Origin of the sequence: Bacillus sp. ISL-4 (genome assembly GCF_018613275.1) — a bacterium.
GTDB lineage: Bacteria > Bacillota > Bacilli > Bacillales > DSM-1321 > Peribacillus > Peribacillus simplex_E.
Map to the genome: position 1 here is coordinate 33378 of NZ_JAGGQN010000056.1, position 14248 is coordinate 47625.

Annotated in this window: 15 protein-coding genes, 15 tRNA genes, 2 rRNA genes and 1 pseudogene; 9 read left to right on the plus strand and 24 right to left on the minus strand. The window is 39.5% G+C overall.

The annotated features are described in order from the left end of the window. The first annotated feature begins 249 nt into the window (after window positions 1–249). Both J7J00_RS25290 and J7J00_RS25295 read left to right on the plus strand, forming a co-directional pair. A complete protein-coding gene (locus J7J00_RS25290) occupies window positions 250–1239 on the plus strand; it encodes an ABC transporter substrate-binding protein (RefSeq protein ID WP_214795678.1) in 990 nt (329 codons plus the stop codon). Between the two features lie 30 nt (window positions 1240–1269). Next, window positions 1270–2163: a TauD/TfdA dioxygenase family protein gene (locus J7J00_RS25295; protein ID WP_214795680.1), complete on the plus strand. Its 894-nt coding sequence runs from the start codon at window positions 1270–1272 to the stop codon at window positions 2161–2163. A gap of 133 nt (window positions 2164–2296) precedes the next feature. On the opposite strand, the gene J7J00_RS25300 is transcribed toward J7J00_RS25295, so the two are convergent. Continuing rightward, a complete protein-coding gene (locus tag J7J00_RS25300) occupies window positions 2297–2884 on the minus strand; it encodes a DUF6241 domain-containing protein (protein ID WP_214795682.1) in 588 nt (195 codons plus the stop codon). 166 nt (window positions 2885–3050) lie between these two features. Between J7J00_RS25300 and J7J00_RS28410 the strand changes: the two are divergent. Further along, a pseudogene (locus tag J7J00_RS28410) lies at window positions 3051–3170 on the plus strand (alpha/beta hydrolase); the annotation flags it as partial. 117 nt (window positions 3171–3287) lie between these two features. Here J7J00_RS28410 and clpP read toward each other — a convergent pair. The 3 genes from clpP to J7J00_RS25320 all read right to left on the minus strand — a co-directional run bounded on the left by clpP (window position 3288) and on the right by J7J00_RS25320 (window position 5360). Beyond that, entirely contained in the window at window positions 3288–3875 is a 588-nt protein-coding gene (clpP, locus tag J7J00_RS25310) for an ATP-dependent Clp endopeptidase proteolytic subunit ClpP (protein ID WP_214795686.1), read from the minus strand. Window positions 3876–3905: 30 nt separating this feature from the next. Then, a complete protein-coding gene (locus tag J7J00_RS25315) occupies window positions 3906–4613 on the minus strand; it encodes a sigma factor (RefSeq protein WP_214795688.1) in 708 nt (235 codons plus the stop codon). Between the two features lie 426 nt (window positions 4614–5039). Then, complete coding sequence (locus J7J00_RS25320) at window positions 5040–5360, minus strand: hypothetical protein (RefSeq protein WP_214795690.1); 321 nt, start codon at window positions 5358–5360, stop codon at window positions 5040–5042. A gap of 380 nt (window positions 5361–5740) precedes the next feature. On the opposite strand from J7J00_RS25320, the gene J7J00_RS25325 reads away from it, so the two are divergent. Both J7J00_RS25325 and J7J00_RS25330 read left to right on the plus strand, forming a co-directional pair. Then, window positions 5741–6253 (plus strand): tyrosine-type recombinase/integrase, encoded by a 513-nt coding sequence (locus J7J00_RS25325; RefSeq protein ID WP_214795709.1) that lies wholly within the window; start codon window positions 5741–5743, stop codon window positions 6251–6253. Further along, window positions 6244–6438, plus strand: coding sequence for a hypothetical protein (locus J7J00_RS25330; RefSeq protein ID WP_214795692.1), 195 nt, complete (start codon window positions 6244–6246; stop codon window positions 6436–6438). Before J7J00_RS25325 ends, J7J00_RS25330 begins: the two co-directional genes overlap by 10 nt. Window positions 6439–6716: 278 nt before the next feature. Here J7J00_RS25330 and glsA read toward each other — a convergent pair whose 3' ends face one another. Continuing rightward, window positions 6717–7658 carry a glutaminase A gene (gene glsA, locus J7J00_RS25335; RefSeq protein ID WP_214795711.1) on the minus strand — a complete coding sequence of 314 codons (942 nt, stop codon included), beginning with the start codon at window positions 7656–7658 and terminating at the stop codon, window positions 6717–6719. 508 nt (window positions 7659–8166) lie between these two features. Between glsA and J7J00_RS25340 the strand changes: the two genes are divergently transcribed. Continuing rightward, on the plus strand, window positions 8167–8370 hold the full coding sequence (locus J7J00_RS25340; protein WP_214795694.1) for a hypothetical protein: 204 nt from the start codon (window positions 8167–8169) through the stop codon (window positions 8368–8370). A gap of 441 nt (window positions 8371–8811) precedes the next feature. Continuing rightward, a complete protein-coding gene (locus J7J00_RS25345; protein ID WP_214795696.1) occupies window positions 8812–9102 on the plus strand; it encodes a hypothetical protein in 291 nt (96 codons plus the stop codon). Window positions 9103–9812: 710 nt separating this feature from the next. Here J7J00_RS25345 and J7J00_RS25350 read toward each other — a convergent pair. After that, entirely contained in the window at window positions 9813–9986 is a 174-nt protein-coding gene (locus J7J00_RS25350) for a hypothetical protein (protein WP_214795698.1), read from the minus strand. Window positions 9987–10759: 773 nt separating this feature from the next. On the opposite strand from J7J00_RS25350, the gene J7J00_RS25360 reads away from it, so the two are divergent. Both J7J00_RS25360 and J7J00_RS25365 read left to right on the plus strand, forming a co-directional pair. Then, window positions 10760–10993 carry a hypothetical protein gene (locus tag J7J00_RS25360; RefSeq protein WP_214795700.1) on the plus strand — a complete coding sequence of 78 codons (234 nt, stop codon included), beginning with the start codon at window positions 10760–10762 and terminating at the stop codon, window positions 10991–10993. A gap of 68 nt (window positions 10994–11061) precedes the next feature. After that, complete coding sequence (locus J7J00_RS25365; RefSeq protein WP_214795702.1) at window positions 11062–11316, plus strand: hypothetical protein; 255 nt, start codon at window positions 11062–11064, stop codon at window positions 11314–11316. Between the two features lie 13 nt (window positions 11317–11329). Here the strand turns inward: J7J00_RS25365 and J7J00_RS25370 are convergent, their stop codons facing one another. From J7J00_RS25370 to J7J00_RS25455, 18 genes are all read right to left on the minus strand, one after another. Beyond that, on the minus strand, window positions 11330–11506 hold the full coding sequence (locus tag J7J00_RS25370; RefSeq protein ID WP_214795703.1) for a hypothetical protein: 177 nt from the start codon (window positions 11504–11506) through the stop codon (window positions 11330–11332). 971 nt (window positions 11507–12477) lie between these two features. Next, a tRNA-Leu gene (locus J7J00_RS25375) sits at window positions 12478–12558 on the minus strand. Window positions 12559–12566: 8 nt separating this feature from the next. Next, a tRNA-Cys gene (locus J7J00_RS25380) sits at window positions 12567–12640 on the minus strand. Between the two features lie 8 nt (window positions 12641–12648). Beyond that, window positions 12649–12723, minus strand: a tRNA-Gly gene (locus J7J00_RS25385). A 3-nt stretch (window positions 12724–12726) separates the two neighbouring features. Then, window positions 12727–12801: transfer RNA gene (locus tag J7J00_RS25390), tRNA-Gln, on the minus strand. A gap of 37 nt (window positions 12802–12838) precedes the next feature. Then, window positions 12839–12914 (minus strand) — tRNA-His (locus J7J00_RS25395). 17 nt (window positions 12915–12931) lie between these two features. Continuing rightward, window positions 12932–13005 (minus strand) — tRNA-Trp (locus J7J00_RS25400). Between the two features lie 10 nt (window positions 13006–13015). Beyond that, a tRNA-Tyr gene (locus J7J00_RS25405) sits at window positions 13016–13099 on the minus strand. Between the two features lie 16 nt (window positions 13100–13115). Then, a tRNA-Thr gene (locus tag J7J00_RS25410) sits at window positions 13116–13191 on the minus strand. A 7-nt stretch (window positions 13192–13198) separates the two neighbouring features. Next, window positions 13199–13274, minus strand: a tRNA-Phe gene (locus J7J00_RS25415). An 11-nt stretch (window positions 13275–13285) separates the two neighbouring features. Beyond that, window positions 13286–13361, minus strand: a tRNA-Asp gene (locus J7J00_RS25420). A 5-nt stretch (window positions 13362–13366) separates the two neighbouring features. Further along, window positions 13367–13440: transfer RNA gene (locus tag J7J00_RS25425), tRNA-Met, on the minus strand. A gap of 103 nt (window positions 13441–13543) precedes the next feature. Then, a tRNA-Val gene (locus J7J00_RS25430) sits at window positions 13544–13619 on the minus strand. A gap of 15 nt (window positions 13620–13634) precedes the next feature. After that, window positions 13635–13709, minus strand: a tRNA-Glu gene (locus J7J00_RS25435). 9 nt (window positions 13710–13718) lie between these two features. Then, window positions 13719–13810, minus strand: a tRNA-Ser gene (locus J7J00_RS25440). Between the two features lie 5 nt (window positions 13811–13815). Next, window positions 13816–13890, minus strand: a tRNA-Asn gene (locus tag J7J00_RS25445). Between the two features lie 9 nt (window positions 13891–13899). Continuing rightward, window positions 13900–14015, minus strand: a 5S ribosomal RNA gene (gene rrf / locus J7J00_RS25450). 118 nt (window positions 14016–14133) lie between these two features. After that, window positions 14134–14248, minus strand: a 23S ribosomal RNA gene (locus J7J00_RS25455); the annotation flags it as partial.

Consider the following 14248-nt stretch of genomic DNA (forward strand, 5'->3'; position numbering starts at 1 on the left):
AACACCAAATACCGATTTATTTTATCGGATTAATCAAAAAAGAAATTGACAGATTATTCTAACACCTGTTAAGATGCATTCATACACAAATCCGCTTCACAAAAAACCAATTAAATAAAGGTCATGTGAATCAACTGGACTACCGGAGATTCAATGAAGAGTAACCCCGGCATACTCTTCGTTGAATCTCTTTTTTGTCATTAATCTGACTATCCAGATGTGGTAAGTGTAATAAAAAGGAGGGAATCTATGAAGGAATATCGTAACAAGCTAACCGCAGTATTACTTGCCATCATTAGCATTGCTGTATTGGCAGGTTGTAATTCCGATGCCGGTAAAGCTTCCGGGAAAAGTGATCCACTTAAAGTTCATATTGCCTTAAATGGCAAGATGGGGCCATTGGTCATTGCAAAGGAAAAGGGATTCTTCGACGAAGAGTTTTCTAAATTGGATGCCCAAATCGAGTGGAGTGAATTCCCGAGTGGTCCCCCGCTTTTGGAATCCCTCGCTTCCAATCGAGTTGACCTATCTTTTCTAGGGGATGGTGCACTAATTGCCGGAATTGATAAGAATCTGCCATTTGAAGTGATTGCACAAACAGGTCGAGGTGAGTCATCTGTCCGGATCCTGGCCCGGCCAGAAGGTGACATAAAGAAGATTGAAGACTTAAAGGGAAAAACGGTCGGTGTTGCCTCGGGGACAACCGGTCATGTGTACTTAATCAAGGCATTGAAAGCACATGGTTTAACAACTGATGATATTAAACTCATCAATTTACAACCGGATGATGCTCAATCCGCTTTTGAAACCAAACAATTGGACGCCTGGGCGATATGGAACCCTTATTATCTTAATAATATTGAAAAAGGTAATGCAGTCGCACTTAATGTAAAAGGAAAAATATTAGCTCCTGGTGCAATCATTGCACGTAACGAATTTGCAAAAGCACACCCTGAAATTGTCGAGGCCTATTTAAAGGTTTATAAAAAAGCTGCCGATTGGCAAATTGAAAATCCAGATGAAGCACCTGAAATTTATTCTAAAGAAACTAAATTGCCTGTGAGCACAGTCAAGAAAATAATAACGGCTGAAGAACCAAATATCTACTTTACCGAAGATGCTATCCAGGCACAACAAGAATCTATCGATACTTTAGCTGGTGTGGGTTATATCAAAAAATCATTTAATTTTAAAAACAAGATCAACAATGAGTACATTGATGAAGCCTTTAAAAAATAAAAAAACATACCTTACTGGAGGAGATTGATTATGACGGAAACTAAAACACAACAATTAAAAGTGGTACCCGTAGCAGGAAGGATTGGAGCGGAAATTCAAGGAGTCCAATTAAGCGGAGACTTGGATTTAGCTATTTTCAGTGAAATCAAACAAGCGTTAAACGATCATAAAGTCGTATTCTTCAAAGGTCAAAACCATTTGGACGATGCCAGCCAAGAAGCATTTGCCAAACTATTGGGTGAGCCTTATGCACATCCTACAGTACCGGTCAAAGACAATACTAACTATATTTTCGAACTTGATTCCGAACGGGGTGCTAAAGCAAACCATTGGCACACTGATGTCACTTTTGTTCCAGAAGTTCCTAAATACTCTGTTTTAAGAGGTGTAACCATCCCTGATGTTGGCGGCGATACAGTCTGGGCAAATACCAATAAAGCATATGAGGACCTGCCTGATGGATTGAAGAAATTAGCGGATGGACTATGGGCAATCCATACAAATGAATATGATTATGCACAATTTAAACCAGCCGAAAACATTGATGATGAGGTTAAAAAGAAATATCGTGATATATTCGAATCTACCATTTATAAAACAAGGCACCCAGTCGTTCACGTGCACGCAGAAACAGGAAAAAAGCATTTGTTATTAGGTGGCTTTGCTGGAAGAGTGGATGGATATACAACAAGTGAATCTGAAAGATTATTAAGTATCTTCGATTCATACGTCACGCGCTTAGAAAATACCGTGCGTTGGCAATGGAGTGAAGGGGACGTGGTCATTTGGGATAACCTAGCCACGCAGCATTACGCTATTGCCGATTACGGGGACCAGCACCGCGTCGTTCGCAGGGTCACTGTAGGAAAAGACGTTCCCGTAAACAAGGAGAACGAGTCAAGCAAACTAATTATTAAGAAATAAAACTACTGTATCAAGTGTAAGGTTCAAAAATACTCAAACCTCCTGAGGAACTGGCCTTATTGCAGGAGGTTTGAATGTTTTCTTTTTGAACAAGTCTTGCCACTCGCCCTTTGGCATTTTCAGTACTTTCCCCTCATTTAAAATTAACTTCAATGAATTCAACCTCTTCTGCCCGACTTAATGTTCCATGGGCTTTTCCAACGGTGCCTTCTTTGTCTTCCCAAAAAAAGTTATGGTCCTGAATGATCGTGCTAAAATCAAAGTCTCGCCACCGGGAAGCGATGGACAGCAATCTATCTCTATGCTGAAAATCACTTGAATCCACTATTTTATAAACTTCTTCTATAATCTTAGGGGACATCGGTATAGCTCCCCATTTATCTTGCGAGCGAACCTTTTGATGAGTCATTTTATGCATGACGTCCATGACTTCCGTTTCGGTTGAGCCTTCACCAAGTCCTGTTTCAAATTCGATCCCATCATATAACGCTGTTTTCGCTTCAAGTTCCGCAGCTTTAGCTTTCGCTTCCCTTTGGGCTTCGATTTTTTCATCTTCTCTTTCTCTTTCAATTTGTTCTTTGGCTTCCCTGGATTCAATTACCAGTTGAGCTTTTTCGTACTCATTGGAGTTCTCCATGATTTTAAAGGAAGCAACCCCCACCCCGAATAATGCAACAGCAGAGATTCCACTAATAAGTAAAACCTTTTGCGCTTTCTTCATAAAAACTTCCTCCAAGATATTGATAATGTAAGATAATATTTATTTTAACATATTAAATGGATGGACTATCCAGAAAAGGAAGACATCCAACCTTCTAATGCCTTCAATAAGAATTAATTACAGTAGTTTCAGATATACCCAAGGTACCATTCTATTTTTTCAAGAAGATTCAATCGTCCCTTATTCCATGCTGTATGACGTATATAATGCAGCAACAGTAGACAAAGAAAAATTGATAATACCGGGTGCCGGGCATTGTGAAGCTGAGGTAGTGGATCCGGAATAGTATTGGAACAAGGTATGGGTTTTGCGATAAATATATGGAGTAATGTAAGAGGGTAAAAAGAAACTGCCGATATCATATCGGCAGTTTCCTTTCGTTTTCGTCCAGATTTTTTTGAGCTTACATGGCGTCCTGAACGATTATTTCATCGATTATACCGTAATCCTTCGCCTCATTTGCGCTTAAGAAATAATCACGATCTGTGTCCTTCGCCACCTTTTCGATAGGCTGCCCAGTCCTTTCCGAAATGATTTGATTGATATGATCCTTTAATTTCAAAATCCTTCGGGCAGAAATTTCAATTTCCGTGGCTTGCCCCCTCGCCCCACCAAGCGGTTGATGAAGCATGATTTCACTATTTGGCAAAGCGCACCTTTTCCCTTTCGTGCCCGCCAATAGAAGCATGGCACCGAATGATGCAGCCATCCCTGTACATACAGTCCGGATATCAGGCTTAATATATTGCATCGTATCATAAATGGCGAAACCGGCACTGGTTGATCCCCCCGGACTGTTTATGAAGATGGTAATTTCCTTCTCAGGTGCATCTGCTGCCAAGAATAACAATTGGGCAACCACACTATTGGCTAAATGATCGGTGATTTCTTCCCCAATCATGATGATACGGTCTTTTAGAAGTCTGGAATAAATATCATACGAGCGCTCACCCTTGCCTGATTGCTCAATTACATATGGAATTGTGGTCATATCTCTTCTTCCTCCTAACAATAATATTGGCTATGCGGCCATTGAGAGTGTGTTTGAAGGAGTGAAGCTTGATTTGGAAAGATTCGAACGATTCATCAGTTTAGGAATCATCGATTCACTGTTCAGGGATTTGAAAGATGGGATGCTTCTAATGAGGATATCAGGATTCTGGGCTTTTAAAGCCTGTGTCATCAGGGACATGAGCCGCTGTTCCTCCTCATCCTGCCAATCTTCCACACAAGACAACTTACGCTCTTCAACGTCATCGTCAAAACGCTTTTTCACACGGTTCAGGATTGCCTTTACAGCCGTTTCCGTGGTGTTCAAATAATCTGAGATTTCTTTTGACCGATAGAGGAATCCTTCCTTTAACAGAAACACAACAGCTTGTTTCGGGGTAAGTGACTTTATTATATATTCAACCGTTTCAAAGGCATTTCCCCCAACTGATCCCTGTTGTTCGGTATCCAACTGTTCGTCTAATGATTCTTTTTTTCTTTTTCGTATCGTATCAATCCAGGAATGGCGGGCTATCGTCTTCAATAAAGCCGTTGTAATCTCGGTTTTCTTTCCGTAGCCCTGCATTGCCTTCAATACCGTTTCCTGTGCCAAATCATCCCCATCCCAATTATTTTGGGTCAGGAATCGGCAAAACCGAAGCAATTCAGGATAGACTTCACGCAAAATCGCACCGTTATCCTTTTCTTCAGAAATATCTTCCCTTAACTTATTTATCATTTTTCTCACTCCTTCAACACCCTCTATCCTATAAACGTTTCAGAAAGAGAAAAAGATATGGGGGTGGAAAATTTTCCTTCATTCTTCTTTATATTCTATTCCATTTTTTCCATTGGATTTCCTTTCATACTAAAAACCTGTTTGGTTAAGATCCAAACAGGCTAGTGTCAATGTTCTATATGCAGCAAATATGGCCTCCCTAACTGTGTACCCGTTCTTCACCAATCATTTCAGCGAAGTCTTATTTTCCAAAACACTTCATATTCCCCGTGAATTCCACTCCGCCAACCAGCCAAATCTTTGGATGTCCCCCGCTCACGGTAATATTCGGCAATATGTCCTTACCTTTTCGCTAAACCCTGACGTCCCAGGTATCCTTGTTGACCTGAACTTCAAATTTACGATTGATCCATAGGAACTTTGCTGCTATTCCAAGTGTTCAATGCATTCAACCGTATATTCGCTAGGTTCCATAACGTTTTCTTCAATACCAAACCAACTGGAGGTGCGACTCTCATTAGCGCTATCTTTACAATAGTTCACCAAAGAACCTGCTGGCTTCTCTTCTTGATTGCTCATCTCTTCAAAATTAACTGATCGCTCGCTATGACGTCCGCTGTCTGTCTTTTCATTCTCCAAGTCTGCGAACATGAACATACAGTAAAAAACCGCAACCAGAATTGCCATAGTAAACAACCTTGACATTAAAGGCAGTAACTTTTTCAATATAACTAAACCTCTCTTCATGGTGGTTTCCCTTATCCTGTTAAAGCATAATAAATTCAGAATGAATTAATTCATCTATTAAATATCCATCAAAACACCAGTTTAGAAGAATATTCCTATAGATTCATTATATCAAGTTCCAGAAGTTTTTAATGCCATTATTCAACCTTAATACGAATAAACAACTAAAATACTCCGAACCCTTAAAAGTGGACAGTCCAAAAAATATCAATATACACCTCACATTGACTTCCATCCTTTTCAAGTGTTACTCTTAAATTAATAAAAAAGTATACATTCAAAACACTGATTCCATTAGCGTGAAATAAGGGTGATCTCATTTGCCAAAAGAACATTTAATTGACGTTCAACCAATCAGATCATTGGAAAAATTAGATGATATGAAATGGTCACTGAAGAGACATTGCAGCGAGAGAGACTACATATTGTTCTTGTTAGGCATCAATACCGGCTTGCGTGTGTCTGATTTATTATCACTGAAGATAAAGGACATTATAGGTAAGATGGAGGTCATCATCAAGGAAGGCAAAACAAAAAAGCCAAGAATAATACAGCTTAATAATGTATGTAATGAATTGGCAGCCTATATAGCCACCATCGATGGTGAATGGCTATTCCCCTCACGCAAGGGCGATAAGCCAATTAGCAAGATACAAGTCTATAGACAGCTTAATAAAGCAGCGGACATGGTGGACATCGAGGGCGTCGGTACCCATACCATGCGGAAAACGTTCGGGTACTGGCACTATAAACGAAGTAAGGACCTTGCTGAGTTACAAATGATTCTTAATCATTCACATCCTGAAATTACACTAAAGTACATTGGGATTGCTGATGAAGGAACAGAGGACAGCTTAAATGATATTTTGGGAGGACGGAAGAAATGTCACTGACTGAATACAATGCAAAATATGAATATATAATTCGAAGCAATATTTCCGATAGGCAAAAGGCATTGAAATTAGCTGATTTAATGACCGATATGGAAGGCCACCTAAGAAATGACATCGGGGAACATCGGAATAAAGAGGTACATGCATTATATAAAAAGGTCTCTCTCTTTTCCAACTTGTTATGATCACCTTAAGACCCTTGCCAAATGTGCAGAGGTCCTTTTTTTGCCGTGAAAGTGAGTGATTCGTTTCTTTAAGGCTTTAGACTGAACCTCCCTTAATAATGCCACTGTACCAATCGTATCTAATAGGCCTTTTCCTGTAAGACCTCACCAAACCCTAAAGAAAAAGCTCTTATTCCAAGCTTCATTCTCTCTCTTCTCTGACTCTCCTTAGCCAGACAACATCCGAATTAAAAATAACTTGATTAATATCATCGACTCATCTCTAATGGTGTCAATGTTTACAAATTAAACATACTTAAAGAATACTTTTTCGCCATCATTTCCAAGATTTTTATCCCGGCAACGCTATTCCCCTTTTCATCCAGCGCTGCACCATAAATTCCAATCCCACATTTTCCGGGGACGGCCCCCATGATTCCACCTGATACACCGCTTTTAGCCGGTATGCCAACATTGATGGCAAATTCACCTGATGCGTTATACATGCCGCAGGTAACCATGAATGTCTTGCAAATACGGGCAATGTCCCCGGGGATTATTTGCTTTCCCGTCAACAAATCTTTCCCATTCATGGCCAGCACACAGCCTATCCTCGCCAAATCCTGACTGTCCATTTCAATGGCACACTGCTTCGAGTACAATTCGATTAAGTCCTCCACATCCTCATTTATTACATTATGCTGCTTTAAAAAATAGCTTAACGACCTATTTAAGTCTGCCGTATTGTATTCTGATCGGGCAACATCTTCATTAAAACCAATCGTGGAATTTTGCGTCAATTCCCTGATAAAATCTAAAATACGCTTGAATCGTTCATTCACACTCTCACCTGCAATCATGTGGGTCACAGTCAATGCTCCTGCATTGATCATCGGGTTTAACGGCTTGGATGGCTTGTTTGTCTCTAACTTGGCAATCGAATTAAAAGGGTCACCAGTAGGTTCTTTACCTACATAGGAAAAGACATATTCCTCCCCTTTTTCCATTAATACAAGAGCGAGTGTCAAAACTTTCGATATGCTCTGCAGGGTCATTTTCCCACTTACATCCCCCGCACAATATCCTTTTCCGTCAGGATAGTAAATAGCAACTGATAATTCCCTAGGATTTGCCTTTTCAAGAGCCGGTATATAGTCTGCCACCGTTCCCATATTTGTATATTCTTTTGCCTGATCGACCAGTTGCTGTAACTCGTCATTGGACCTGCATTGACATCCCATATTGTTCACAATTTGCCGCCCCTTAGAAAATTTGTTATTTGAAGTGTCTTAGACAGTGGTTTTATTATTTATTACCATATTTCATCGATATTATTTAAAAAATATGAAGCGGATAATAAACAGAAGTAAGGTTAAAGGCGCTACTTTCTTGGTTTTGGATTTCATAAAAAACAATTCTCTAAAGAAATTTTCAAATGCCTCTTCATCTATTATTTACTGATTCTAATTCTCCTTTGTAAGGACTTATCATACTTCCCTCCTGTCTAATCTAAAGGCACAGGTTCTGAATTATTTTCGTCGTGTTAAAGACAAAGAAAACAACTACATATACGACAACGGTAAAGCAGTAAGTCAGGTAAGCTAACGCCTTGTAAAAAAATCAGGAACAACTTCACTGTTCTTTAAAGAAGATTTAATTGAAAAAAGAAGGAATTAGACGCCCTCAGACGGAAATATAGACCATAAGCTTTCATATATATTTCACACTTGATGGAAAGTAGGAAAAGCCATGGGAAAATCGAAGAGTTTACAAGAGATCTATAACGCCAACCGTCCAGAAAATAATGAACTTTTCCGAGCGATACAACAGCATTTACAATTGAAGCATCCAGACAAACGAATGACAGCTACGAGAACATTGCAAATAATTGTGGCTGATAGTGTTTCATCTGGAGAGCTGCGTAATGTAGAAGCCCGCCTTCTTTACAGTTAATAAGGATCTGTTGTTTTATAAGCCCTTTGAAATATTCAAACATAGAAAGGATCTCATCAATGAAAGAATCTCAAAAAAAAATCCTAAAACATTCGTCTAAATCGTATCACTCTTGACACTGGCTTTTTTAAGCAGCAATTAACTGGATGCTCAACCAGATACTCAATAAATAAGACAACTTGATTATGAGCTGTCATTTTTTAAGCTAATCAACATGTCCCATGTAATTTGGTTTGTAAACTCAGCAATATTCATTCTTTCGCGTACATCGTGCGCTTCGGGCAATCACTTTTGCCTTTGGAAAAGTCGTCTGTTATATACAGATCTACTTTCAACTGGTGAGTTAAAATGCACAAAAGATAAAGATTGACAACACTTTTATCGTGACTCATACTAGAAGTGACTTAATGACAGAATATTAAGAATAGTGGAGGGGTAATTATGAATAAGATTTTCGTTCCTAACGCAATCGCCACATTAACAAGTCTTTTCTATAGTTCGACTACAATGAATGAGTATCTAGCAATGAGAACCGCTCAATTCTACATTGAAGACCTGAAGTTATTGCAAGACGTGGAAGCTGTTGCCTTGGCAATTGAAAATCAAAATGCTTTCGCTTTAATGTCTAAATTTAAATTATTTGATTATAAAGCTGCTGAAAAAATTGAAATCGCACTATCCTCTTCTGGTTATACGGAAGCGGACCTAAATGCTATGAATATTGAAATCTAAATTATTTTTTAAAAAACGAATGGTAGAGTTAATACTCTTTGATCCATTCGTTTTTATTATTAATCGTAAGAACAAACGTACTCTATGCGATTGCTGATAAAATAAATGACGTATGTCACATTGCAATTTGCAAGTGAAATGCTGACCCACCATTTAAGTGTATGACATAAGGTCCTAACACCTTTAATAATGTTTAATTTCGATATTGTATGCTCCCTGGTTTCAATTCTCCTTCATTGTTTAGTGATGAAAAATTAATGCACAATATCCCGCACATTATTTGTACATATGTTGTAGTGCGTCATAAACACAAAAAAGCTTCTCACAATTAAGTGTGAAGCTTTTTGTAATAGCGATTCTTCGCTATTAGTGATACCGGTGGCCGAGGTCGAACCGGCACTCCAGAGGAACACGATTTTGAGTCGGAAAGTTCCAGTATCTTTATTTTATAATACCTTTATATACAGATTTTTCTTCAATAGCAATGTATCTTTTCTCACATCAAATAATTTGTAAATATCTAGGATATAGCTATTTTGGATGAATCCTCTACTTTTGTTTGGACAAAAAAAGGTGCTACTGCAACTAACAGTAACACTCTTCTACTTTTAGTTATTAAATTGTTTCTTGGCTTCTTCTTTGAAATAACATTTGTTCCATCCATCTTTTCCTACTAGGTTCAATAGTTGGGCTATTCTTAATTCATCCAATTAAGGGAAACTTTCACCGTCATATAATTCTGAAACAATAACTGCAAACTTTCCATCCATTGGGAATATGGTGTAACTGTCTTTTACGTAAAAATATTTCTTCATTCCTGCCCTACTTAATTCCCCTACAGTTAACTCTTTATAAAGTGGCATTTCTTTTACTTGATTTGGCATGTTTAGCATTTTTTCATCCGTCCTTCATATAAGTTTTTTGTCTTCCTATAAAAGTACTTGCAGTTCAGACGTGTTTTAGGACACCTGCCAAAAAATTTTTTTAGGATAAGCCTCATCATTTACCAATCATCATAATCGCACCATAAAAACCTGTATCTTTTCCCTATAAAAACTTGTATTACTGATATACTGATCTTGATTATTTTTAAAAAAATTCATTCTACCTGTGCAATTCATCCAACAGATATTCAAGCAGGCAAAGGGAAAAAGCTTTACGCTGGTTGGGAAGTTAATGATATGTTTGTTGGTACTGATTTCAATATTTTTGTGCATGTTCTAAGCTTGCAGAAAAGAACTGTGCTAATTTCCTGAATGACAGGTGTTTAGGTGAACATAGATGTCCTGTAGTTAACGGTTCAATTAGTAAAGGATTACGGTGTCCTTACTTTGAAGAATCTGTTTTACCGAATGACGAACAGCTGCAAGAAAACTATCAAGTGCACGTATTAAAACAGGGTGCTAGTTATTCCTCTAAGAAGTGCAAAGGTTGTAACAGAGTATTCAAGACTGATAATTACCGTTTGCAGTATTGCGGTGATACATGCAAGGGAATATCCAACAGAAATAACAAGCGTCTATATGCTAGTAAAAGTAGAAAATCATCTATTAAAGAATAGCGTCAAAGTTTCTAAGGGGTCAAACTAAGGGGTGGCTACCTTAGTATTCAAACCCCGAAAACAGGGGTCTTATCTTCGCAAAAGGGGGAAAACAACATGGCAAATAGTAAGAAACGCCTAAAACGTCAACTAATGAAAAGGGTTAAACAAACGTCAGGTACAGTATTTAAACCTTGGCTTGATCCTGTAATAGTGGAATCCAATGAACCTCCTAAAGAGTACAGGGCACACATTTTATACAAAGGTAAATATGAGGAGAGAATCAAGCATATCAGCAACAACTTGACGCTAGGTACAAAGGAACTGTTACGACTATCGAAAGGTTCTTAAATCAGAATGCTGTTTTAATCCACCATTGTAGCGACTGTAAAAAAGAGTTTTATGCTAAATCTCGATGGTTGGTAAACAGTGTCCAGCCCCATGATTGTAAATCGGGTGGTGGCATTATTAAAAACGACTATAGGAAGAAGGCTAAGAAAGATCCTAAAATTCATGAAAAAGAGGGCGTGAAATTAGCTAAGAAACTGGATGAACTAATACAACAAGGACTTAACCCACGCCAAATAAGGAGTAAAACAGGCGTTGATATTCAGATTATTTCTTATTACAAAGAAACCTTCCATAACGGAAACAAGACAGCAGGGTTAAGTTAATCGCCAATCCTGCTTATTTTTTCATGGGGTATTTATGGAGTGCGAAATTCAGCAACATCAATCCGATCCCTATAAGTCCGGCAAAGAAGGTTATGATAAATCCCTGTGGAGTTCTGACAATGAGGCTATAGATGAAACATGCCATGAACGCAATGACGATAAGAGTATGTATTAATCGGTATTTGGACATTAAAAGCACCTCTTTTTGTTAATCAACTTTCCATATTATACCACTACACTTCCCTAACTGAGTCCAACTATAAAGAGGTTTTAACCATTCAACCTTTGGGAACCTTCTCTGACAATACAAGCAATAACTTTCTTTGCTTAATTCCACTTTTTAAACCAATCCACATAAAAAGCCACCTTAAAAAAGATGGCTTTACCTCTTACGTCTAATAATAAGGATTAACTTGGTAAAAGTAAGGATTAACTTGGTAAAAGTAAGGATTACCATGATAAGGATTATCATGGTAAAGGTAAGGACTAAAATGGTAAAGGTAAACATGATGAGGATGAGGATTACGGAAACCAAATTCATTTAGACGCCAATCGCGGCCCATATTCTAACACACCTTTTTTCCATATCTTATGAATGGGTACATATGTATGATTGGGTCTTTATTTATTATTATATTCCTCATACGCTTTCTTCTGGTAATCATTGAAAGCTTTTACCTGGTAATAGTGCTGTTCACAAAAATATCCTTCCAGATAACCACCGCAAAATTTTTTTTAGGGGTACATCATGAGTAACTATTTGCAGTTTCAGTAACCACCCCTTCACCATGTTTAGTAGGTTAATTCCTTTAAGAAATTGACTAACGCTGTACTTATAAATTATATATTATTTTGGGTTCATGGTTTTTGCTTCTTCTCCCTGCTATTTATTGCATTGCAGAAGTAGCAAAAAATTAATAAATAGAAAACTTGGACAGTTATGTCCACATTAAAACCGCCTAGTTGATTCAGTGGGCGGTTTTTTATATTTCTGATAAATCCTATTGAAACGACCATAAAAAACGTCCAGTGATACGAGTAAATGAAGAAACTTTTATATTTTTTTCAGCCACAAACCTAGTGATACCAACGAAATGAAAAAAGGTCTTACACAATTAAGTGTAAGACCTTGATACAACAGCACTCTTGGCTGCTTCATGATACCGGTGGCCGGGGTCGAACCGGCACTCCAGAGGAACACGATTTTGAGTCGTGCGCGTCTGCCAATTCCGCCACACCGGCATGTATGTTGGAGGCGGCAACCGGAATCGAACCGGTGGTAAAGGTTTTGCAGACCTCTGCCTTACCGCTTGGCTATGCCGCCAACGTTTTTGGAGCGAAAGACGGGATTCGAACCCGCGACCCCAACCTTGGCAAGGTTGTATTCTACCACTGAACTACTTTCGCATATGGCTGGGCTAGAAGGGATCGAACCTTCGCATGACGGAATCAAAATCCGTTGCCTTACCGCTTGGCTATAGCCCATTAACGTTGTATTCATTATATCACATTTATTGAAAAATGGGGCGACTGATGGGAATCGAACCCACGAATGCCTGAACCACAATCAGGTGCGTTAACCACTTCGCCACAACCGCCATTATAAGATTAAAATTGGCAGGGGTAGTAGGACTCGAACCCACACTGGAGGTTTTGGAGACCTCTGTTCTACCTTTAAACTATACCCCTGTAAGAAAGATGGTGGAGGGGGGCAGATTCGAACTGCCGAACCCGAAGGAGCGGATTTACAGTCCGCCGCGTTTAGCCACTTCGCTACCCCTCCGCATATGGATGAAACATGGTGCCGGCAAGAGGACTTGAACCCCCAACCTACTGATTACAAGTCAGTTGCTCTACCAGTTGAGCTACACCGGCACTACTATGGTGGCTCAGGACGGAATCGAACCGCCGACACAAGGATTTTCAGTCCTTTGCTCTACCGACTGAGCTACTGAGCCAAACAATAAAATGGCGGTCCCGACGGGAATCGAACCCGCGATCTCCTGCGTGACAGGCAGGCATGTTAACCGCTACACCACGGGACCATAGATTGCGGGGACAGGATTTGAACCTGCGACCTTCGGGTTATGAGCCCGACGAGCTACCGGACTGCTCCACCCCGCGACGGTAATAATGTTGCTATTATGAATCAAGTTTTCGTGTTGAGCGTTTCAATGGGCTGAATAATCAATCCTTTATACAGAAACAACCTGATCTTATTGAATAATGGTGGAGGATGACGGGATCGAACCGCCGACCCTCTGCTTGTAAGGCAGATGCTCTCCCAGCTGAGCTAATCCTCCAATATGTTGTCTAAATGGTGACCCGTACGGGATTCGAACCCGTGTTACCGCCGTGAAAGGGCGGTGTCTTAACCGCTTGACCAACGGGCCAGGTATAAATGGCGGAGAGCAAGGGATTTGAACCCTTGAGACAGGGTTACCCGTCTACACGATTTCCAATCGTGCTCCTTCGGCCACTCGGACAGCTCTCCAATAATGGCTCCGCAGGTAGGACTCGAACCTACGACCGTTCGGTTAACAGCCGAATGCTCTACCACTGAGCTACTGCGGAACAATAAAAGCTTGGCGACGTCCTACTCTCACAGGGGGAAACCCCCAACTACCATCGGCGCTGAAGAGCTTAACTGCCGTGTTCGGAATGGGAACGGGTGTGACCTCTTCGCTATCGTCACCAAACAATGTTAACATTTTTTCAAGACATATATTATTATAACGTCTTTTTGAGAAAATGCAAGAAGAAATTTTCATTCCTTCAAAACTAGATAATAAGAAGGTATTTCATTTTTTTAAAGCGTTGGTTAAGTCCTCGATCTATTAGTATCAGTCAGCTCCACATGTCGCCACGCTTCCACCTCTGACCTATCAACCTGATCATCTTTCAGGGATCTTACTAGCTTGCGCCATGGGAA